At 65.6% G+C, this 21,684-nt stretch carries 19 protein-coding genes; 10 read left to right on the plus strand and 9 right to left on the minus strand.

Annotated features, from left to right (window positions below; translation table 11 throughout):
* Positions 1-13: 13 nt before the first annotated feature.
* From ABIB95_RS14570 to ABIB95_RS14585, 4 genes are all read right to left on the minus strand, one after another.
* Positions 14-1,123, minus strand: coding sequence for a hypothetical protein (locus ABIB95_RS14570; protein ID WP_354240198.1), 1,110 nt, complete (start codon positions 1,121-1,123; stop codon positions 14-16).
* A complete protein-coding gene (locus ABIB95_RS14575) occupies positions 1,123-1,779 on the minus strand; it encodes a 5-bromo-4-chloroindolyl phosphate hydrolysis family protein (RefSeq protein ID WP_354240200.1) in 657 nt (218 codons plus the stop codon). The genes ABIB95_RS14570 and ABIB95_RS14575 overlap by 1 nt, the downstream gene beginning before the upstream one ends.
* Positions 1,780-3,369 carry a substrate-binding domain-containing protein gene (locus tag ABIB95_RS14580; protein ID WP_502917826.1) on the minus strand — a complete coding sequence of 530 codons (1,590 nt, stop codon included), beginning with the start codon at positions 3,367-3,369 and terminating at the stop codon, positions 1,780-1,782. It lies immediately after the preceding gene.
* A 65-nt stretch (positions 3,370-3,434) separates the two neighbouring features.
* Positions 3,435-4,493: a toxic anion resistance protein gene (locus ABIB95_RS14585; RefSeq protein ID WP_354240202.1), complete on the minus strand. Its 1,059-nt coding sequence runs from the start codon at positions 4,491-4,493 to the stop codon at positions 3,435-3,437.
* Positions 4,494-4,791: 298 nt separating this feature from the next.
* Here ABIB95_RS14585 and ABIB95_RS14590 point away from each other — a divergent pair, with 298 nt between their 5' ends.
* Positions 4,792-6,462, plus strand: a complete 1,671-nt coding sequence (locus ABIB95_RS14590) for a tannase/feruloyl esterase family alpha/beta hydrolase (RefSeq protein WP_354240204.1) — start codon at positions 4,792-4,794, stop codon at positions 6,460-6,462.
* A 155-nt stretch (positions 6,463-6,617) separates the two neighbouring features.
* On the opposite strand, the gene ABIB95_RS14595 is transcribed toward ABIB95_RS14590, so the two are convergent.
* Positions 6,618-8,231 carry an MDR family MFS transporter gene (locus ABIB95_RS14595; RefSeq protein WP_354240206.1) on the minus strand — a complete coding sequence of 538 codons (1,614 nt, stop codon included), beginning with the start codon at positions 8,229-8,231 and terminating at the stop codon, positions 6,618-6,620.
* Positions 8,179-9,438 carry an HlyD family secretion protein gene (locus tag ABIB95_RS14600; RefSeq protein ID WP_354240208.1) on the minus strand — a complete coding sequence of 420 codons (1,260 nt, stop codon included), beginning with the start codon at positions 9,436-9,438 and terminating at the stop codon, positions 8,179-8,181. Before ABIB95_RS14600 ends, ABIB95_RS14595 begins: the two co-directional genes overlap by 53 nt.
* 91 nt (positions 9,439-9,529) lie before the next feature.
* Between ABIB95_RS14600 and ABIB95_RS14605 the strand changes: the two genes are divergently transcribed.
* The 7 genes from ABIB95_RS14605 (at position 9,530) to ABIB95_RS14635 (ending at position 17,090) form a co-directional block, all read left to right on the plus strand.
* Positions 9,530-10,198: a TetR/AcrR family transcriptional regulator gene (locus tag ABIB95_RS14605; RefSeq protein ID WP_354240210.1), complete on the plus strand. Its 669-nt coding sequence runs from the start codon at positions 9,530-9,532 to the stop codon at positions 10,196-10,198.
* Between the two features lie 31 nt (positions 10,199-10,229).
* A complete protein-coding gene (locus ABIB95_RS14610) occupies positions 10,230-10,679 on the plus strand; it encodes a MarR family winged helix-turn-helix transcriptional regulator (protein ID WP_063979774.1) in 450 nt (149 codons plus the stop codon).
* 11 nt (positions 10,680-10,690) lie between these two features.
* Positions 10,691-11,461, plus strand: a complete 771-nt coding sequence (locus ABIB95_RS14615; protein WP_063979773.1) for an enoyl-CoA hydratase — start codon at positions 10,691-10,693, stop codon at positions 11,459-11,461.
* 121 nt (positions 11,462-11,582) lie between these two features.
* Complete coding sequence (locus ABIB95_RS14620; RefSeq protein ID WP_354240212.1) at positions 11,583-13,664, plus strand: methyl-accepting chemotaxis protein; 2,082 nt, start codon at positions 11,583-11,585, stop codon at positions 13,662-13,664.
* Positions 13,665-13,781: 117 nt separating this feature from the next.
* The gene (locus tag ABIB95_RS14625; RefSeq protein ID WP_354240214.1) at positions 13,782-14,720 is read left to right on the plus strand and encodes a dihydrodipicolinate synthase family protein; all 939 of its coding nucleotides are present in this window, start codon (positions 13,782-13,784) and stop codon (positions 14,718-14,720) included.
* Between the two features lie 292 nt (positions 14,721-15,012).
* Complete coding sequence (locus tag ABIB95_RS14630; RefSeq protein ID WP_354240216.1) at positions 15,013-16,413, plus strand: selenium-binding protein SBP56-related protein; 1,401 nt, start codon at positions 15,013-15,015, stop codon at positions 16,411-16,413.
* An 83-nt stretch (positions 16,414-16,496) separates the two neighbouring features.
* Positions 16,497-17,090 carry a hypothetical protein gene (locus tag ABIB95_RS14635; RefSeq protein ID WP_354240273.1) on the plus strand — a complete coding sequence of 198 codons (594 nt, stop codon included), beginning with the start codon at positions 16,497-16,499 and terminating at the stop codon, positions 17,088-17,090.
* A gap of 3 nt (positions 17,091-17,093) precedes the next feature.
* Here ABIB95_RS14635 and ABIB95_RS14640 read toward each other — a convergent pair whose 3' ends face one another.
* Genes ABIB95_RS14640 through ABIB95_RS14650 form a run of 3 tightly spaced genes read right to left on the minus strand, consistent with a single transcriptional unit; the run spans position 17,094 to position 19,672 of the window.
* On the minus strand, positions 17,094-17,792 hold the full coding sequence (locus tag ABIB95_RS14640) for a DUF1045 domain-containing protein (protein ID WP_354240218.1): 699 nt from the start codon (positions 17,790-17,792) through the stop codon (positions 17,094-17,096).
* An 18-nt stretch (positions 17,793-17,810) separates the two neighbouring features.
* The gene (locus ABIB95_RS14645; protein ID WP_354240220.1) at positions 17,811-19,004 is read right to left on the minus strand and encodes an alpha-D-ribose 1-methylphosphonate 5-triphosphate diphosphatase; all 1,194 of its coding nucleotides are present in this window, start codon (positions 19,002-19,004) and stop codon (positions 17,811-17,813) included.
* Complete coding sequence (locus tag ABIB95_RS14650; RefSeq protein WP_354240222.1) at positions 19,001-19,672, minus strand: LbetaH domain-containing protein; 672 nt, start codon at positions 19,670-19,672, stop codon at positions 19,001-19,003. The genes ABIB95_RS14645 and ABIB95_RS14650 overlap by 4 nt, the downstream gene beginning before the upstream one ends.
* A 174-nt stretch (positions 19,673-19,846) precedes the next feature.
* On the opposite strand from ABIB95_RS14650, the gene phnC reads away from it, so the two are divergent.
* Both phnC and phnD read left to right on the plus strand, forming a co-directional pair.
* On the plus strand, positions 19,847-20,656 hold the full coding sequence (phnC, locus tag ABIB95_RS14655; RefSeq protein WP_354240224.1) for a phosphonate ABC transporter ATP-binding protein: 810 nt from the start codon (positions 19,847-19,849) through the stop codon (positions 20,654-20,656).
* 59 nt (positions 20,657-20,715) lie between these two features.
* On the plus strand, positions 20,716-21,651 hold the full coding sequence (gene phnD, locus ABIB95_RS14660) for a phosphonate ABC transporter substrate-binding protein (RefSeq protein WP_063979768.1): 936 nt from the start codon (positions 20,716-20,718) through the stop codon (positions 21,649-21,651).
* The last annotated feature ends 33 nt before the right edge of the window (positions 21,652-21,684 follow it).

Genomic DNA, 21,684 nt, shown 5'->3' on the forward strand with positions numbered 1-21,684 from the left:
CGCGGGCGGTTGCCTAGGCCGCCAGCCGGTCGAGTAGGGCCAGCATGACCGGCGCGTCCGGCATCGGCAGCACCGCGTCGATCCGCTCCAGCAGGCGCGACTGCAGCAACGCGTTGCGCGCCTTGCCGATGGTGCCGAGCGGCCCGCGAAAGCCGTGGTCCTCCCAGGCCATCTCGAGCAGGCTCTCGCTCATCAGCGCCTCGACGAGATCGTCGGCTTGGCGCTCGACGCTGATTAGCGGGTGAGCCGAGAACACCGTGGGCTGCGGATAGAGGATGACGGGTTTTGCGGGCGCGTTGGCCTCAAGCCGCTTCCAGCGTTCGGCGTCCTGGAGCACCCATTCGACGAGCTGGTTCTCGTAGCCGACGATCAGGGGCTGCGCGCCCGCGCCGCCGGCGACATAGTCGTCGAACAGCTTGCCCGAGGATGGCGGCTTGAAACCCATGCGGCGGAACACGGTGGCGACATCGCCGTCGATCTTGCTCAGCGTCTCTGGCATCACCACGTCGCCCGACAACAGGCTCGCCGCAAGGCCGGCGAACATGAAGCCGGAGTTGGATTTGTTCGGATCGGTGGAGACCACCCGGGCGCGACCGAACAGGTCTGCGATGCCGATCGACGACCACGTCTCGCCGGCAATGATCGCTTTGAGCAGTTTTGACAGGTCGACCGTGTAGCGCGGCCCGCCGGCCGATTGGGCGATGCCGCCCTTCACCAGACCGTCGGCGATGCGATCCCAGGAATAGAGCACGATCGGCGAGTTGAAGATCACCTGGTCGCGCGAGATCTTGACGCCCGAGGACCGCGCCACTTCGACCAGCACGGACGACGACGGCCAGAGGAATTGCGGCTTCTGGTCGAGCAGCGCGCGCTCGCGGACCATTTCGACCGAGCCCGCGCGGCGCCCGTCGAGGATCAGCCCGAAACGGCGCTCCAGCACGTTCTTCACGCGGGCGTTGGCGAGAAATCCCTCCTTCTCGCCGCCGGCAAAGCCGAACAGCCGCTTGGCTTCGCCGAAGCGGCCGGCGATTTCGGGATGCTCGCGCAGATAAACATAGCCGCCGGTCGCCGCCGCGCTCGCAGCGACGAGGCCGATGCCGAAGGCTCGGCGCGAGATAGCCATCAGGAGGTTCCTCTCTTGGTCTTGACCGGGGCCGCCGGCGGCGTCGGGCCGATGTCCTCGTCGAGCGAGCTTTTCAGCAGCTTCAGCTCGATATCAAGCTTGTCGAGGTCGGCATCCTGAAGATTGGCGGCGTAGCGCGTGAAGGCGCCGTCGAGCCGGTCGATCATGTCGCCCGTGGCCGCAAGGCGCGCGGTGTCGGGCACGGCGCTCTTCTCCAGCGCGCGGTATGCTTCGGCGATCTCGGCCGCGCGGGGCAGATAGTAGGTCAGGAACCGGCGCACCCGGTCGAGCCGCAGCGGATCACGCTCGATGGCTGCGAAGATGTCGCGCGCAATTTGCACCAGGTGGCGGATGCGATCGGCGACCGCGCGGGTGCGGATCGCCGATGCCGTATATTCCATCCGCTCGGCCAGCGGCTCTGCTTCGGCCAGCAGTTCGTTTGCGAACTCGATCTTGCCGCGTGCGACGCCGCTGGCCTCCAGTGCGGCAAACCGGTTTCGCGGCGCCAGCGCCACGACGATACCGCCCCCGGCGGCCGCGCTGATCGCGAGCGCGATCCAGAACGGCATGGCGAGCCCGATCGCGAGCGACGGCAGCAGCGCCGCGGCTGCCACTCCCCCGGCGATCCAGCCAAGCCCGGGCGGCATTGCGGCCATTCAGTTGTATCCTCGTACGGCGCGGAACGCATCGGTGAGGCTCTTGCTGCCGTCGAACACGCGGCCTCCGGTCAGCTTTGCCAGATTGTCGAGCTGGGCCCGATCGACCTCGGAACCGAATGTCACGCCGAACACCGGCACACGATGACCATCGGCGCGCCATGCGCTCTCGAACGTCGACATCGCCCCCTGGCTCTTGCCATCCGTCATGATGACGATGGCCGGGAGATGCTGGCCGTCCTGGAGCAGCGGCTTCATCAAGGCGAGCGCCTGCGCGCCGCAGGTATAGAAGTCGGTGCCGCCGTTGGCGCGCAATTCGAGCGCGCGTGCGAGCAGGCCGGCCTGCTCGTTGTCTTCACCGCTGGCGCGCGCCGTCCACAAGACGTGATCGCTGAACGGCATGATCAGGATCTGATCCGATTTGGTCCATTGCACCAGCATCTCGCGCGTGCGCGCCGGCGTGAGCAGGAAGCGCATGGCGTCGAGCAGCTGAGTCTCGCCCGGGCCCTGCATGCTGCCGGAGACGTCGAGGCAGAGCGCGGTCAGTGACGGCCGCCGCAACGCTTCCTGATAGATCAGCAGCGCCTTCTGGATCACCGCCGGCTCCGGCGGACGGATCACCGTCACCGGTCGCGATGGATCGAGATTCGTCTTCGGGTCGGCCGCAAGAGGCGTGGCACGGCCGATCTCGACGCGCCGGCCGGTCTTGGCGATCTTGCCCTGCGCGTCGCCGTTGAGCAGGAAGGCCTGCAGATCGGTGAAGAAGCCTTCGACGTCCTTGCCGCGGCCGCGATCGACGAAACCGAGCGGTGAGTCGGCGATCGCCACGCCATCGGCGGGATAGATCGCGTAGAGCGGCTCGTGGTTGTCGGCGATCAGCTTGTCGTTGGTTTCCTTGATGACGGCTTCGTAGTTCCAGATCGCCTGGTAATGCGCGCCGCTGCGCTCGCCGTCGCGATAGAGGTCGGCGAGCCAGCCGCTCGAGCCCGCGCTGCGCTCGACGCCTTTCAGCAATCCGCGCGCCGTCGCCAGCACCTCGGGCTTGTCGAGATCGCCGGCCTCGATCAGATCGGGCTTGCCGATGCCGGCCGCCAGCATCGCAAGATAGGCGGCTGCGCCAGAATTCGACTGCGTCGCCGACGTCATCAGGAATTTCAGCTTGCCGCCTTCGACGGCCGCGAGGATGTCCTTCGCCGTCACCTTGGCGCCGATCCAGCCCAGCGCCTGCGCCTTGGAGCGGCGCACGCCGAGAATGACCGGCATCTGCACGATCGACTTGACCATCTTCACGCGCCGCGTCGTGTCGAACATGTCGATCCAGATCGAGGCGGCCGGCCAGACGGCGTCGGCGCCGGGATCGCCGGCCTTCAGCGCGAGCGCGATGTCGAGCGAACCCTGATAGCGCATGGTGCAGGTCGCGTTACGCGACTTGCAGAACTCCTGCACCAGCGGCTCGAGGATGTCGTTCTCCGACCCCGAGAGAATGGTGAATTGCGGCCCCGGGCCGCCGCAGCCCGACAGCAGCGCGGCCATCAGCGGCACGGCCGCAAGCAGCACCAGCGGGCGCCGCAGGAAACGGAAAGTTCTCATGCGTGAGCCTTCATGCCGCAGTTCTTATGCAGACGCTTCATCGAGAAACCGTTGCGTGAGGCGCATCAAGGCGCGGCCTTGGAGATCGCGGACTTCAGTTCGTCCGTCAGCTGCGCCATCCGGTGCTCGATCTCGGCGCGCTTGTTGCGGCCCTCTTGCTGCACCGAGAGCACGCCCGCAATAGTGTCGATCAAATCCCGGTTGGTCGTCTCCAGGGTCTGGATGTCGACGATGCCGCGCTGCGACTGCTTCTCGATCTCGATCGCCTGCGTCTTCATCATCTCGGACGCCTGGCGCATCATCTCGTTGGTCGCGTCCGTGATGGTCTTTTGCAGCTCCAGCGCCGATTTTTGCCGGTTCAGGCCGAGCAGCAGAATCATTTTCTGCTTCCACACCGGGATCGTCAGCTCGGTCGTGGCCTGCAAATTCTCGATCAGCGTCTCGTCGCCGGACTGAACGATGCGGATCTGCGGCAGCTGCTGGATGCCGATCTGCCGCGCCTGCTGGAGATAGAAGACGCGCTTCTCCAGCCGGTCGAGCGCCTGGACCGCGTCCTGATAGGTTTGCGCGGCGAGCATGGCGTCGCTGCCGGCAGCTTGCGCTTTCGCGCTCCGCTCCATCTCGATGAGCTTGCCGCCGCGGAACTCTTCGGTGAAGGCCTTGCCGGCAGCGATATGTGCATCGAGCTGGCCGAGCGCGCCCCTTGTCTGTTCGTAGAGGTCGTCGAGCAGGGCGATGTCGCGGCGCAGGACTTCCTTGTTGCGGTCGAGATCGACGCAGACCCGGTCAATCTGCGAGGCGACGTCGTTGAACTGTTCGGTGAAGCGGCGCAGCCGTGTCTCGGCCGACGAGAACAGGCGCGTGAGAAAGCCCTTGTCCTTGAGATGGGCCGGATCGAGCCCGCGTGCCTTGCCAAGGATGTCGGTCAGGAGCTTTCCGGTGGCGCCGAGCTCACGGTTCTGGGTCTGGGCGAGAATGCGGTCGGCGAATTCGACCACCGAGCGCTGCGCGCGCTCGCCGAATGTCACGAGGCGCGACCGGTCCGACATGTCGATCTCGGACTTGATGCGTGCGACCACAGAGGCATCCGTCGGTAACGCCGGGACATTGATCGTTTCGCTCACCACTTGCTCCTTGTTCTGCACGGTCATGCATAGCATGCCGACGAGACAGGCAGCTAACCCCAGGTCGTATGACAGATTGATGACAGCCTGTGGATTGGCCGGCCGCGAGGCTTTCCGAGTTCGGGGCAGGGGCAAAATTTCCCATAGAATTCAGATCTCTATGGGCCCGTGGGGCGGCCGGGCTGGTGGGCAGGGGCGATGTTTCCGTTGATGGCGATCGCGGCGCGTGTCGCGGCGATTGACGGCCAGCAATCCGACGCATTGAATCGACCGTCTGAACGATAACAAGGCAGCAGGGATGGAAACGGTGGCGCGCAGGATTGCGAAGCTGAGTGTGTGGCTTGCCGGCGCCGTGGCCGCGATGAGCGCGAGCAGCGCGTTCGCCGCGACGCTGGCGGAGGATGCGGACACGGTCTGCAAAGGGCTCGTCGGCGGCGCCGACGCCGTGAAGATCGATGCCGCGACATTGCTGGCGCCAACACAACTGGCTGTTGCCGAACGCGGGCCGACCCCGTCGGGGCGCGTCACGCCGGCCAATCCCGCCTTCTGCAAGGTGATCGGCCATATCGATCCCATTGATCCCAAGGCGCCGCCGATCAAGTTTCAGGTCAACCTTCCCGTCGAATGGAACGGTCGCTCCGTGCAATATGGCGGTGGCGGCTTTAACGGCGTGCTGATCACCGGCCTTGGGCTGCCGCCGGCCTATCCGTTCGACAAGCCGTCGCCACTGGCACGCGGTTTTGTCACCTACGGCACCGATTCCGGCCATGAGTCCAAGCCGGGCGAGCCGCCGCAGGTCTTCGCGCTCAACGACGAAGCCTTCGAGAATTTCGCTCACCGCGCCTACAAGAAGGTGCGCGACGCTTCTGTCGCGCTGATGGAGCGCGCCTACGGCAAGAAGCCGGAAAAAATATACTTCATGGGCTCGTCCGAGGGGGGGCGCGAAGGCCTCACCATGGCCCAGCGCTACCCCGACGATTTCGACGGCATCTTCGCCCGCGTGCCCGTGATCAACTGGGTCGGCCTGCAGCATGCCGGTACGCGCTCGGGCCTTGTGACCATGGGCGAGGGCTGGATCAATCCGACGCAGGTCAAGCTCTTTGCCGATGCGGTGCGCACTGCCTGCGACAAGGCCGACGGCTCCGATAAGACGCTGGTGCACGATCCCGTGGCCTGCAAGGCCGTGTTCAAGGTCGAGACGTTGCGCTGCGAGGCCGGCAAGGCCGGCGATCAGTGCCTGACCGAGGCGCAGATCAAGGCAGTCAGCACGCTGCATGGGACCTACAAATTCCCGTTCGTGCTCGCCAATGACCTCGATGACTATCCGGGCTGGGGCGTCTCGGGCGAGGACACGCCGGCGATCGGTCCGACCGGCGGCTGGTCCGCGTGGTGGCTCGGCAGCGCGCCGCCGGCGCAGCCGCCCGCGCCCAACAACGGCATCGCCTGGATCTACGGCGCCGGCGGCATCCAATATGTGTTCGCCCGCGATCCCAAGCTCGACGTCACCACCTATAATGTGGAGGACCACAAGGCGCGGCTGCTCGAAGTCTCGGCGCTCATGGATTCCACCGATCCGGATCTCAGCCGTTTTCGCGGACGCGGCGGCCGGCTGATCATGCTCGAGCACATGGCCGACTATGCGCAGAGCCCCTATGCCGGCATCCGCTATTTCGAGAGCGTCGAGCGCAAGCTCGGCAAGGCCGAGACGGCGGAATTCGCGCGGCTCTACACCGCGCCCGGCGTCGACCATGTCGGCTCCGGCGCGCCGGCCAATGTCGACATGCTGAGCGCATTGGTCGACTGGGTCGAGAAGGGCAAAGCGCCCGGCGATCTGGAGGTCTCTGAGCAAAAGGTCGAGGCGCCGTCGTTTGCCGTGTTGCGCGCGATGCCGCTGTGCCGCTGGCCGTCCTGGCCGCGTTACAAGAGCGGCCCGGTCACGGAGACGTCCAGTTTCACCTGCGCGCCGTGAGGCGGCTCTTCACCTCTCCCCGCTTGCGGGGAGAGGTCGGATCGCTCTTGCGATCCGGGTGAGGGGGTACAGGTCCCTCGACGATCTCACGTGTGGAGAGAGGCCCCTCACCCCGACCCTCTCCCCGTAAGAACGGGGAGAGGGGGAAGAAGAGCCTAATGCGCCGGCCCACCGGCCGCCTTCACGCGCTGGGTCAGCACCACCGCGATCGCGGCGATCACCAGCACGATACCGATCACCGCAAACGCGTCGGAATAGCCCATCACCAGCGCCTGGCGCTTGACCGTCTTGCCGAGCGCGATGATGGCCTGCTCGCGCGCGGCGTGGGGGTCGGGCACGCCGTGGTTCATGAAGTAGTCCGTCATCTGCGCGATGCGGGTGCGGACTTCCTCGCGGCCGAGCGTGACCGACTGGCCGATGATGTTGGAGTGGAACTGCTCGCGCTTGGTGATGATGGTGGCGAGCGTCGCCGTGCCGATCGCGCCGCCGAGATTGCGGAACATGTTGCTGATGCCGGAGGCCGCGGCCGCGTCCTGCGGCGCGATGCCGCCCGTCAGCACCGAGGTCAGCGGCGTCAGCACCATGGCCTGTCCCACGGCACGCACGATGTTCGGAATCCAGAGCTGGTCGCCGGCATAGTCCGGCGACATCGCCGTGTTCATGAAGCAGCTATAGGCGAAGATCAGAAGGCCGGTAATGGCGATATAGCGCGTGTCGAAGCGCTGCATCAGCTTCGGGATCAGCGGGATCAGCACGAGCTGCGGCAGGCCGGTCCAGGCCAGCACGTTGCCGATCTGCTCGGCATTGTAGCCTTGCGCCTGGCCGAGATAGGCGGGCAGGATATAGACCGAGCCGAACAGCGCGAAGCCGACCATCGTCATCGCAATGGTACCGAAGCCGAAATTACGCTGTGTCAGCAGGCGCAGCCGGATCAGCGGCTTCTCGATCGTGAGCTCGATCGTGACGAACAGCGTCAGGCTGACGGCCGCGATCACGGCGAGCTTGACGATGAAAGGCGAGGAGAACCAGTCGTCCTTGTTGCCCTCTTCAAGCACCGCTTGCAGTGCCGACAGCCCGATCGCCATGGTGAAGATGCCGGCCCAGTCGCCTTCCCTTAAGAGACCGAGCTGCATCTTCTGCTTCTCCAGCGTCAGATAGAGCGCCGTCACCATCACCGCGGTCGGGATCACGTTGACGAAGAAGATGGTACGCCAGCCGTAGTTCTCCGTGAGATAGCCGCCGATGGTCGGTCCGATCGCGGGGGCGAAGGTGACGGACAGCGCGAAGATCGCAAGGCCCACCGGCTGCTGCGGCTTCGGCAGCTTGGTCAGCACCAGCGTGAACGCCATCGGGATCAGCACGCCGCCGGCAAAACCCTGCAGGCCGCGCATCGCGATCATCGACGGCAAATCATGGGTGAAGGCGCAGGCGACCGAGAACGCCGCGAACAGCGTCGCGCTCGCCAGCATGTAGCGGCGGAACGAGAACACGCGGCTCAAATAGTCGGTCAGCGGGATCACGATGATCTCGCCGATCAGATACGACGTCGAGATCCAGGAGCCGTTGTCGGCGCCGGTACCGATGCCACCCTCGATGTTGGCCAGCGAGGCGTTGGTGATCTGGATGTTCAGGATCGCCATGAACGAACCGATCATGGCGGCGAGCACGGCGATCCAGATCGCGGCACTCGCGCGGTTCGGGTCGGCTATCGCCGGATCAGGCGTCGCGACCGGTGTTGCTGGCGTCGAAAGTGAGAGGCTGTTTGACATGGCACGACCCTCCGGAAACGAGCTTCGCCTTTACGTTTGTCTTGGGCGTCACGGCCGCATTCGCGGTCGGCGCGGTCGAACGTGTTGCAATGGTCGGGATCACCGACATGCCCGGCCGCAGCGCGATCGCGGGACCGTGCGCGGCATCGAGCGCGATCTTGACGGGGATGCGCTGCACCACCTTGGTGAAATTGCCGGTGGCGTTGTCGGGCGGCAGCAGCGCGAACTCCTGGCCGCTCGCCGGCGCGATGGAATCGACGTGGCCGTGCACGACCTGGCCCGGGAAGGTGTCGACCTCGATATCGACGGCCTGGCCGGCCTGCACGTGGGTGAGCTGCGTCTCCTTGAAGTTGGCGACCACATAGGCGCCCTCGGCCGGCACGATGGCCATCAGCTGCGTGCCCGCCTGTACGAACTGGCCGACGCGCAAGGAGCGGTTGCCGACCACGCCGTCGATCGGGGAGACGATCGTGGTGTAGCCCAGATTGAGCTCGGCCTGACGCTGGAGTGCGGCCGCGCGTGCGGCGGCGGCCCTGGCTTGCAATATCTCAGCGTTGAGGAGATCGACCTGCTTCAAGGCGGAGGTGAGATTGGCGATATCGCGCTGGATCGCCGCGTCTGCGCCGGCGTCGCGCGCTTGCGCCTGCTGCGCGTTCTGCACGCTGCCGAAACCCGTTGCCGCGAGATCGGTGTAGCGCTTGTTCTCCTGCTTCGCGAAAACCTTCGCGGCATTGTCGACATCGATGGTCGCTCTTGCCGCCGCGATCACGGCTTGCTGGACCTCGAGCTGCGCTTGCTTGCTTGTCACCGTCGCATTCGCGGCGGCGACATCGGCCTTGGCCTGGTCGAGCGCGACGCGGAAGTCGCGATCGTCGATCCTGGCGAGCACCTGGCCGGCCCTCACATGCTCGTTATCGCCGACCAGGACGCGGTCGAGATAGCCGCTGACCTTCGGCGCGATCGTGGTGTTGTCGGCCTTCACATAGGCGTCATCGGTGGAGACGAGGTACTGCCCGACGGTCCAGTAGTCGTAGCCGTACCAGCTCGCGCCGGCCAGCGCGACGATCGCCGCTCCCATCAGCAACAGCTTGCGGAGATTGAGTTTTTGCCGGCGGACGCCGGTTGCCGTGGTGGGCAGGACGCCCTCCGGCACGGTTGCTGGAATAGCGATTTGGGTCGCAGCAGATGGGGTCGTGTGGACGGACATGGCCGGCTCCCCTGAATTAGGAAACTTGACGATTTCCAAAATGAGACTAGCTTTGGAATTGTCAATGGAATGACAGGCGTCATCTAAAAGCATGGCTCAGGCAAAACCTTCAGGTGAATGCCGCCCCCGCGGGCGGCCGCAACTGCGTAGCGACGAGGAGACGAGGCGGATCGTCTTCGACGCCGCACGCCACGCGTTTGCCGTCGACGGCTATGCCGCGACCAGCACCGAAGAGCTGGCACGCCGCGCCGGCATCTCGACCAAGACGCTCTATCGCCTGTTTCCGGGCAAGGCCGCGCTGTTCGAAGCGATGTGCGCGGACAGGCTCGAGCGGCTGCTCTCCGCCGTCGATCTGCAAGGAAGCGACAAGGTCGATATCGAGACGGGCCTGCGTGCCGCGCTGCTGGCCTGCGCCGATCTCGCGCTCGATCCTGAGGTCGTGGCGTTGCAGCGCATGGTGCTGCAGGAATCCGCCGCGTTCCCCGAGCTCGCCGCCAACTTCTACAACAACGGCATTTCCCGCACCGTCAGGACGCTCGCGGGCTGGCTGCGCGTCCAGGTCAAGCGCAAGCGCATCGCCATCGATGATGCGGAGGAAGTTGCCGGCATGCTGATCGGCATGGTCGCATCGACGCCGCAGCGCGCGGCGATCTATGGCGGCATGCCGCTGCCGTCACGCAAGCAGATCGAGCGCCGCGTGCAGACCTGCGCGGCCCTGTTCCTCGATGGCTGCCGCGCCCCCGTAGCCGTCTCCCTTTGACAATCCGGTTCGGTTCGGCTATCTATTTCGCATGCGAAATAAAGAAGCCGCAGCGAGGCATCATCGGCTGATTTACCTCCTGAACGTCGCGCAACGCCGCTTGCAGCGCTGGATGGCGGCGCAGCCGCAGAACGAGGTCACGCCGGCGCAGGCGGGGCTGTTGTTCATCCTCGGCAAGCAGGACGGCGTGCTGATGGGCGAGGCGGGCGCGGCGCTCGACATGGGGCCGGCCGGAATTTCCGGACTCGTCGATCGCAGTGCTGCGGCAAGGCTGGTCGAGCGGCGGGCCGATCGCGAGGATGGCCGGGCCTGGCGCGTATGGCTGACGCCGAAGGGGCGCACCGTGCTGACGCAGGCGAAGACGGACGCGGCGCAGATCAACGCCGCGCTGACGGACGGCTTTACCAGCGCGGAGATCGACATCGTCGCGCGCTGGCTGACCAGCATTCAGGACAAGTTTCCAAGACCTTCCGACGACTAAAGGAGAGACCCATGACCGAGCACGTCCGGATCGAGAACAACAACGGAATTCTCACCCTCACGCTGGCGCGCCCCGACAAGAAGAACGCGCTGACGGATGCGATGTACGGCAAGCTCGCCGACACCATCGAATCCGCCGAGTTCGATCCGTCCGCCCGCGTGATCCTGATCCGCGGCGAGGGTGACATGTTCACCGCCGGCAACGATGTCGGCGAATTCGCCGCCGTGGCAGCCGGCAAGTCCGAAGGCAGCCGCAACGTCGTGCGCTTCATCCAGTCGCTGGCGCGCTGCACCCGGCCGCTGGTCGCGGCGGTGCAGGGCCGCGCCGTCGGCGTCGGCACCACGATGCTGCTGCATTGCGACCTCGTCGTGCTCGCCGACAATGCGCAATTGTCGACGCCCTTCGTCAGCCTCGCGCTGGTGCCGGAGGCCGCCTCGAGCCTGCTGATGCCGGCGCGCATCGGCTACGCCCGCGCCTACGAGATGTTCGCGCTGGGCGAGACCGTACCGGCGAGGTCGGCGTTGGAATGGGGCCTTGCCAACCGTGTGGTGCCGCTCGACAAGCTCGATGCCGAGGCGCTCGCGCTGGCGCAGCGGCTCGCTCGCCAGCCGGCCGGCGCGCTTACTGCGACCAAGAAGTTGATGCGCAACGGCGAGGCGCTGGTCGCACAGATGCAGGCCGAAGGCGAGCAATTCGCGCAGCGTTTGCGCACGGCGGAAGCACGCGAGGCCTTCACCGCCTTCGCCGAGCGCCGGCCGCCGGATTTCACCAAGGTTGCCTGATTTCGCTAGTCTTAAAGCGCTTACAGACCGGGCACTTCCGGCAATTTGACTAAAACCTTAACCGATCCTTGGCATGTCGCGATGCAGGGTGGCCGGCAGTACAATGCAGGCCCCCTGACTCATGGCAATGTTTAAGAAATCGGTAAGCTCGCTTCTCCTGACCTTGATGGCCCTGCTGGCCGCCGGTGCGCTGGCCTCTACGGCGATCCAGATGTTCGGAGCGTTCGGTCGCTACAGCGACAGTCTCGAGACGGCGCGGCTCGCCGCTGCCGACAAGGCGATCTTCCATGGCGTGCTCGCGTTGCGCAACAATCGTGGCGATGCCCAGAGCGCCATCCTTGGCGAGGACGATCCCAAGGCAAAACTCGCTGAAGCCGAGAAGGCCGAGCAGGGCGGCTATGAAGGGATCAGCGCCGCGCTCGCGACCGTCGATTTCGCACGCCGCGACGAACTCGCCGGCACGCTGAAGCAGCGCTGGAACGAAGCCGCGCCGCAATTCCAGCTGTTCTACGACGAGGCCAGGCTTCCGCGCGCCGAGCGCAAGATGGAGCGAACCAATTCCTGGTACGATGCCGTCACCAAGGTCATCGACACTGCGAACCTCGCCTCCACCGCGGTGTCGAACCGCGCCTGGATGAACGATCCCTACATCGCCCGCATGATCCAGGTCCGCCGCTTCGCCTGGCAGGTGCGCGACCGCTATGGGGTCCATTGTTCGTCGCTTCGCTCGAACATCAACAGCAGCAAGCCGCTCGACGACGTTCAGAAGCGGTCGGTGGCGCAATGGGACGGCACGATCGCCTCCGGCTGGGCGGGCATGGCCGAGTTGCTGGCCGCGCCCGACGTGACGGCGGAGCTGGTGACGGCAGCGTCGGACGCGAAGACCAAGACCGATGGCGTCCTGAAGCAGATCGGCGATCTCACCAAGAATCTCGACGGCAGCGGCAAGCCCGCGATGCCCGCTTCGGAGTGGAATACGCTCTGCCAGTCGCCGTTCCCGCTCATTGTCGGGGTCGCGACCAAAGCGCTGGATCAGTCGATCGCGCGTTCCGAGGCCGTGCAGACCAAGGCGCTCACCAACCTCATCGTGCAGTCGCTCGCGTTTCTGCTCGCGCTCGCCGTGACCCTCGCCGGCGTCTACGTGGTGCGCAATCGCCTGATGCGCCCGGTCCGCGCCATCCTCGACGCCATCGCGCGAATCGGCGCCCTTGATTATGCGACGCCCGTGCCGCGATCCCGATATCCCGACGAGTTCGGCACCATGGCTGCCGCGCTCGAGAGCCTGCGCGAGAGCGCGGCGACCGCCGAGCGGCTGGGCCAGGAACGCGAATCGCAGCAGGCGCTGCAACTCGCCCGCTCCGGTACCGTGGACGATGCGTGCCGCAGCTTCGACGACACCGTGCAGGCGGTGATCCACAGCGTCGCTGCGTCGGCAAGGGAGCTCGATGCCACGGCGACCGATGTGCGCACGCTGGTATCAGAGTCGACCAGCCAGACCGCGGCAGTCTCCTCCGCGGCCGAGCAGGCCACCAACAATCTCGAGACCATCGCGGCCGCGACCGAGGAACTCTCCGCATCCGTCGGCGAGATCTCCGCACAGGTGCAGTTGAGCGCCCGCGAGGCGCGCGAGGCCGTCTCGCAGGCCGAGCGGACCAACGCGACGGTCGAGATCCTCGATCAGACCGCGAGCCGGATCGGCGAGGTTGTGAAGATGATCAACGCCATCGCCGGTCAGACCAATCTCCTGGCGCTGAACGCGACCATCGAAGCGGCGCGTGCGGGCGAGGCCGGCCGCGGCTTTGCCGTGGTCGCCGGTGAGGTCAAGAGCCTCGCCGCGCAGACCGCAACCGCAACCGAAGAAATCTCGCGCCAGGTCGAGGAGATCCAGGGCGCGACAGGCCAGGCCGTGACCGCCATCCGCTCGATCGGGGGCGCCATCAGCGGCATCGACGAGAAGATGACGGCGATCGCAGCCGCCGTCGAGGAGCAGCGCGCGGCCACCACCGAGATCTCGCGCAACTTCCAGCAGGCAGCCCAGGGCACCCGCGAGGTCACCGACACCATCGGCAGCGTCGCCAGGCTCAACCAGGAAACCGGCAACGCCGGCACGGTGCTGTCCGAATCCGTGAAGAAGATGTCGGGCGATGCCGATCGTCTTCGCGTCGCGGTCGAAGGCTTTTTGGGGGCCGTGAAGACCGCATAACTTCGATCGTCATCCGTCTAGGCGTCGCGCGAACGGCATTGCCGCCGCTTCACGTGGCGGGTACATCTGTGGCGCTGCGGGAGTGCAGCAACAGACGTATCAAGGATGGAGAGTTCGATGCCGGTCACCCCACACAACGCCCAGCGCCCCTATCGCGGCGTGTTCCCGGTCGCGCCCACCATCTTCGACGAGCGCGGCGAGCTCGACCTCGAGGGCCAGCGCCGCTGCATCGATTTCATGATCGATGCGGGCTCGAATGGTCTCTGCATCCTCGCCAATTTCTCCGAGCAGTTCGTGCTCACCGATGCCGAGCGCGAAACCGTGATGCATGCGGTGCTGGAGCATGTCGCGGGCCGGGTTCCCGTGATCGTCACCACCACGCATTTCAGCTCGGCCGTCTGCGCCGCGCGCAGCCAGCAGGCGGAGGCGGCGGGGGCCGCGATGGTGATGGTGATGCCGCCCTATCACGGCGCGACCTTCCGCGTGCCCGAGAAGGGCATCGTCGAGTTCTTCAAGGTGCTCTCGGGCGCGATCAACATTCCCGTCATGATTCAGGACGCGCCTGTCGCGGGCACGCCGCTGTCGGTCGAGCTGCTCGCGCGGCTGGCGCGCGACTTCGCCAACATCCGCTATTTCAAGATCGAGGTGCCGGGCGCGGCGGCAAAGCTGCGCAGCCTGATCGAGGCGGGCGGCAAGGATATCGAAGGCCCGTGGGATGGCGAAGAGGCCATCACGCTGCTCGCCGATCTCGACGCAGGCGCGACCGGCGCGATGACGGGCGGCGGCTATCCCGACGGCATCCGCCAGATCATCGATCCCTATTTCGCCGGCAAGCGCGAGGAGGCAAAGGCCGCCTACGAGCGCTGGCTGCCGCTGATCAACTACGAGAACCGCCAATGCGGCCTGATCGCCTGCAAGGCCATGATGCAGGCCGGCGGCGTGATCAAATCGGACGCCGTGCGGCATCCGCTCCAGCCGCTGCACCCGGCGACGCGGGCTGGGCTGCTGGAGCTCGCCAAGGAGCGGGATGCGCTGGCGTTGCGGTGGGGGAAGTAGCGCCGTACCCGCTCGGTTGTCGCCAGGTCTCTCGGCAGTCCCCGCCTTCGCGGGGGCGACGCCGAGTGTGAGGTGCGCGCTGGCCTGATCCCGCCGGCCTCCGTCTGGCTGAGGGCGTCGAATTGGCGCGGTTCGGGCGGTTTTCCGCACGCCGGCGATGACATATTGTACGCTCCTTGCACGCTCGCCAACCAGGTCCGCGGAGCTTCTCAAGACGTCACTGAGCAGCTCTTCATTATGCCGCTATTCCGAGCCAGGTTGGAGCGAGCCGACGAAACAGGGAGGCAGTGCCATGACGATGAGGCCGGATCCCACCTTTCACGCATCGCCCAAGCTGGCGATGGAAGCACCTGCAGAGAACTTTGCCTACACGCTGCTGCTCAGTCCGGATTTCTCAAAGCCGGATGCTCTCGCGGTCATCGACGTCAAGCCGGGATCGCCGACCTACAGCCAAATCGTCCACAGGGTGACGATGCCCAACAAGGGCGATGAGTTTCATCACTTCGGCTGGAACGCCTGCTCCTCCGCCTTGTCGCCGCTCGCCGGACATGCCTTCATCGAGCGGCGCTATCTCATCATCCCCGGGATACGCTCGTCGCGGATCTACATCATCGATACCAAGCCCGATCCGACCAAAGCCAAAATCCATAAGATCATCGAGCCCGAGGAAATCTTCAAGAAGACCGGCTACTCGCGGCCGCATACCATCCATTGCGGGCCGGACGGCGTCTATGTGAGCACGCTGGGCGGCGGCGGCAAGGACGGCACCAACGGGCCTCCAGGCGTCTTCATCATGGATTGCGAGACGTTCGAGGTCCTTGGGCGGTGGGAGATCGACCGCGGTCCGCAGACGCTGCACTATGATTTCTGGTGGAACCTGCCGCGCGACTACATGGTGACGAGCGAATGGGCGTTGCCGCCGCAGTTCGAGAACGGGATCGTCGCGGAAGATCTGCTGGCGAACAAATATGGCCATCGTCTCCACTTCTGGGATCTCCGCGCCCGTCGCAACGTGCAGACCATCGACCTCGGCGCCAATCATCAGATGGCGCTGGAGGTGCGGCCCGCGCACGATCCGGTTCGCGAATACGGCTTCGTTGGCGTTGTGGTCGACACCACCAACCTCGAAGCATCGATCTGGACCTGGTGGCGCGAAGGCGGAAAATTCCACGCGGAGAAGACGGCGACGATTCCGCCCGAACCCGCGCCAAAGGAAAAGCTCCCGCCGCTGCTGCAGGGATTTGGCGCCGTGCCGCCGCTGGTGACCGACATCGACCTGTCGATGGATGACCGGTTTCTCTATGTCTCGTGCTGGGGCACCGGTGAAATGCGCCAGTACGACGTGAGTGATCCGCGAAAGCCGAAGCTTGCGGGCTCGGTTCACATCGGCGGCATCGCGCGCCGCACCCCCCATCCGAACGGCAAGGCATTTGCGGCCGGTCCGCAGATGGTCGAGATCAGCCGCGACGGCAAGCGCGTGTACTGGACCAATTCGCTGTATTCCACCTGGGATGACCAGTTCTATCCCGATGGGGTTCCGGGTGTGGAAGTCATGGCCAATGTCGGTCGCGACGGCGGCCTCGAGCTCGCCAAGGACTATTTCGTGAGCTTCCCCGACGGATATCGTGCGCACCAGATCAGGCTGGAGGGCGGCGATTGTTCGACGGACTCCTTTTGCTACCCGTCGGCCTAGGCTGGCAGCACGGGAGTTGGCCGCTCGGCTGGCTGTGGCTCGCTCTTGTTGCGAGCGGTCTTTATCACGGGGTCAATCCGGGAATGGGATGGCCGCTCGCCGTGTCGGCCGGGCTCATGGACAAGAGCCCGCGCGCGCTGTTCCGCGCGTTGTGGGCTCTGGCGGCCGGACATCTCCTGGCAACACTTCTCGTGCTGCTGCCATTCGCGTTCCTGCTCGTGCTGGCCGAGTGGCAGCGTTCGATCCAGCTCGGCGCGAGTCTTCTCGTCATCGGCTTCGGCGTCTATCGGCTGATCGAGCGGCGCCATCCGCGCACGCTGGCACGAATTCCGCCAACGCAATTGGCGCTCTGGTCATTCGCCGTTGCCATTGCCCACGGCGCGGCTTTGATGCTCGTGCCGATCTATCTCGGGCTCTGCCAAGCCTTCGAGCTCGATGCCGGCCATGAGGCGGCGGGCGCGCTGATGAAGACAAGTCTCGGGATGGCGGTGCTGGTGTCCCTGGTGCACGTTGTCGCCATGGTCAGTGCCGGCGGATGTCTGGCGTGGCTGGTCTACCGTTATCTGGGATTGAGGTTCGTCGCGCGAAGCTGGTTCAATCTGGATGCAATCTGGGCGACCAGCCTCATTCTGGTTGGCGCCGTGGCGCTCGCCTTCAATCTCGCGAGCTGGCGCTGAGGTCTACTTCGCCAACGCCCACTCGCCGACAAAGCGGAAGCGCGCCCTGGCATCATCCTGCTTGAACAGCGCGATCCGGTCGATCGCCAGCGTCTCGAGACCAAGCGCCGCAAACCTCGCGCGCAGCATCTGCAGGATCGGCCCGCGCCGTTCCGCATCCAGCCGTCCCGTCAGCGTCATGTGGAAGCGGAATTCCTCCATCACGTACGGGTAACCCCAGCGGTCGAGATAGTCGCGCTGCCGCTCGGTGAGTTTGTCGGGCTTGCGCCGCGTGCGGTCTTCCGCCGTCATGGGCGCTCGGAAGTCGTCGAATTCACGGACGCAATCGGCGGCAAGTTGCTGGAGCGCGCCCACTGGCTCGGTCGGAATCACCGCAATGAAGCCGCTGATGGAGTCGACGACCGGACGGATTGACGGCATCGGCCGCGCCTTGCCGGCAAAGGCCGCGCAGGCTGCGACGAGCTCGGCTTCAGTCCTGTCGGGCGCCAGCGCCATCGGCGCCTTCAGCGTGCCGTGGAAACCGTATTTGCGGGGATCGGCCGTGACGTCGCGCCAGTCCGGCGCAACACGCGATGCGTCGGCAGGGAACGGCATCTCGTCGCCGGTGTAGACATCGTAGCCGAGCAGCTCGGCGCCGAAGCGGGTGAGGGCGCTGTCGGCGCCGGCGGCAAAATAGATCGCGTGGCGGGGAAAATCTGTCATCGTCCGAGCATAACCGGTTCAGGCCGCAACGACAGCCTCGCGCGGCGTCGCCGCAGCAGCGAGCAGTCGCGTCGCATCGGTGAGATGCACGAGCTTTCCGCCTGATACCACCGCGATCAGCCGCGGCCGCAGCGGCACGCTGTCGTCGACCAGCAGCATGTCGGCGCGGCGTCCTTCCGCGAGCACGCCGCGATCGGCAAGGCCGGTCGCGCGGGCCGGTCCCGCGGACACCAGGTTCCACGCCTCGGTCAGCGGCAGCACGCCGTCGGCGACGAGGCGGAACGCGGCAAGCAGCTGCGCGGGATAATAATAGTCCGACGCCAGCACCGAGCAGAGCCCCTTCGCGATCATGTCGGATGCTCGGGTCCAGCCGGTATGGCTGCCACCGCGCACGACATTCGGCGCACCGTAGACGATGGCATCGCCGGCGGACGCGGCCGCTCGCGCGGTCTCCTCGTTGATCGGAAACTCCGCGATGTCAGCGCCCAGCTCGCGAAACTCCTGCCGCATCGCCGGCGTCGCATCGTCATGCGAGAGCATCCGCACCTCGGCTGCGCGAGCAGTTGCGGCAAGCCGCGACACGGAAGCCGGCACTTCACTGGCCCGCGAAAGCACACGCTCGACCAGCCGGTCGAATTCCTCGCCCGAGAGGCCGGTGCGCTCGACCATGCGGTTGCGCTTGCGCGGCTTGGCCATGTCGGCAACGGTGCCGTCCATGTGGTCGTTGAAGGCGAACAGGTCGACGCGGCCCTCGGCGAGCCACTGGCCGATCTCGGCCTCTGCATCGAGATTGTAGGTCTCGTGCCGCAGGTGGAAACGGGTATCGGCGGCGAATTGCGGGCGCTGCCGCTCGATCGCCTCCATCAGGGCGCGCGCATTGCCGGCGCTGCGCAGGCCCGGCTCCCACGAACAGGTCGTGGCGTGAAACACCGTGGTGATGCCGTTGCTGATCGCCTGGCGGTCACTGTCGGCGAGCGCGACGTCGATCGGGAAGTCGACGCCGGCGCGCGGCATCATCTGCCGCTCGAAGGCATCGCCATGCAGATCGACGATGCCGGGCAGCACCAGCAGGTTGCGCGCATCGATCGCCAGCCGCGCACGGCCGCGAGAGGCATCGACCTGCGCAATGTCCGCGCCGGACACCAGAATGGAAGTTTCGACGAGCTCGGAGCCGATCAGGGCCCGGCCGCCCTCAAGGAAGATGTCTGTCAAGCGACCGCGCTTCGTTTGCTGGCAGGGGAACGGGTGAGGGAGCTTGCCCGTGCTTCATATGCCGAGAGGAAATCTTCAATCCCGAGCTTGCGGAAATCGGGCAGTGCTTCACGCAATTTGTCGTGATCCCAGTCCCACCAGGCGAGTCGGGCCAGCCGTCCGGCGACGTCTTCCGAGAACCGCCGCCGCACGATGCGCGCCGGATTGCCGGCGACGATGGTGTAGGCCGGCACGTCCTTGGTGACGATGGCGCCCGCCGCGATCACCGCGCCGGTGCCGATGTTGCGGCCCAGCAGCACGATCGCGCCATGGCCGATCCAGACGTCGTGGCCGATATGAACGTGATGCTGGCGCCGCCAGTCGAAGAACTCGGTGTCGTCGCTCTCGCCTTCGAAGTAGGCGCTGGAACGATAGGTGAAATGCGCCTGCGTGGCGCGATGCATCGGATGATTGCCGGGATTGATGCGCGTCATCGCCGCGATCGAGCAGAATTTTCCGATGGTGGTGTAGGTGATCTGGGCGTCGTTCACGACATAGGAGTAATCGCCCATCGTGACTTCAGTGAGGATCGTGCGCGCACCGACTTCGGTATAGGTGCCGAGCCTGGTCTCATGCAGCTTCGCCGAAGGGTCGATGGTCGGTTGAACCGAGAGCGTCTTGCCGGCCATGCTACATCCGATAGGTCGAGGGCGGGCGTACCTCTTCGAGCGGCCTGATGACAATGTCATGACGATGCGATGACAGGGGAAGAGGTGTGTAGGATCGCCGCACCGCAGCGCCGGTGTCACACAAGTGTCAAGCGCCAGCGTTAGCGGTGGCAGCCAGCTACTCTGGAGCCCTCTATGCTGGTGGTTGAAGGTCTGACGTGCCGCTTCGGCGCAAAAGCCGCGGTGGACGACGCTTCGTTTCAAATCTCCCCCGGCGGCTTCGTCGGTGTCATCGGGCGCTCCGGCGCCGGCAAGTCGACCATGCTGCGCATGATCAATCGCCTGGCGACGCCGACGCAGGGCCGCATCCTGTTCGACGGCCTCGACGTCACCGCGCTGCGCGGCAAGGAGCTGCGGCAGTGGCGGGCGCGCTCGGCGATGATTTTCCAGCAGTTCAACCTGGTCGGCCGGCTCGACGTGCTGACCAACGTGCTGATGGGGCGTCTTGCCACGATGCCGGCCTGGCGCTCGCTGACGCAGACCTGGCCCGAGCAGGACAAGGCGCTGGCGATGTCGGCGCTCGAACAGTTCGATATCGCCTCGCTCGCCGCCCAGCGTGCCGACCAGCTCTCCGGCGGCCAGCAGCAGCGTGTTGCGATCGCCCGAGCGCTGGTGCAGCAGCCCGACATCATCCTCGCCGACGAGCCGATCGCCTCGCTCGACCCGCGCAATACCAAGATCGTGATGGATGCGCTGTTGCGCATCAACAAGCATTTCGGCATCACCGTACTCTGCAATCTGCATTCGCTCGATCTCGCGCGCAGCTATTGCGACCGCCTGATCGGCATGGCGCAGGGGCGCGTGGTGTTCGACGGCGCGCCGGCCGAGTTGACCGACCACGTCGCGCGCGAGCTCTACGATCTCGAAGCCACCGACGTCATGGGCGGAATGCCTGTGCCGGCGCCTGAGGGTGTGCCGGCGCTCGGAACGGCCGCGGCCGCCTGAGCTGCGCCTGTAGTTGCCAATTTTTGCGTCAACCGACCCCAACCGATGAAGAGGGTATCATGATCACTCGCAGACTGGTTCTTGCCGGCGCCGCCGCGCTCGCGTTCACGACCTCGGCCTCCGCCGACGATTGGAAAGCCAAATATCCCGAACTGACCTTCGCGGTCATTCCGGCGGAAAACGCCTCGGGCGTGACCGAGCGCTGGGCGCCGTTCATGAACTATCTCTCCAAGGAATTGGGCGTGAAGGTCACGCTGCGCATCGCCAACGACTACGCCGCCGTCATCGAGGGCCAGCGCGCCGGCAACATCCATATCGCCAGCTACGGCTCGGCGTCGTTCGCCCGCGCCCGCCTGACCGGCGTCAAGACCGATGCCTTCGCCAACGACATCAACGCCGACGGTTCGACCGGCTACTACTCGGTGTTCTTCGTCAAGGCGAGCAGCCCCTACAAGAGCGTCGATCAGCTCAAGGGCAAGAACCTCGGCCTCGTCGATCCGAACTCGACCTCCGGCAACAACGTGCCGCGCTTCGAGCTCGACAAGATGGGCATCACGGATGCCGACACCTATTTCAGCAAGGTCGTCTTCACCGGCAGCCACGAGAACGCGATCCTGGCGCTGGCGCAGGGCACGGTCGACGTTGCGGCCAACCAGTGGACCAGCGATGACGATTCCACGCTGGCGCAGATGCTGACCAAGGGCATGCTGAAGAATGCCGACGGCTCGCCGATGAAGAAGGACGATTTCCGCATCATCCACAAGTCGGCACCGATCATCAACGGCCCCTACGCCTATAACTCCGACCTGCCGGAAGATGCCAAGGCGGCGATCGCCAAGGCGTTCTTCGACGCGCCGGCCAAGGACAAGGCGGCCTTCGATCGCCTCCAGGACGGCCAGAAGAAGGGTTTTCATCCCGCCACCACCAAGGACTGGGATGGCACGATCGAGCTGATCAAGTTCGTCGATGCACTGCGTAAGAAGAAGGCGTCCTGAGTTTCGGGACGATAGCACTGGAGCCGGGTCGAT

Origin of the sequence: Bradyrhizobium sp. LA2.1 (assembly GCF_040547725.1) — a bacterium.
Taxonomy (GTDB): Bacteria; Pseudomonadota; Alphaproteobacteria; order Rhizobiales; family Xanthobacteraceae; genus Bradyrhizobium; species Bradyrhizobium barranii.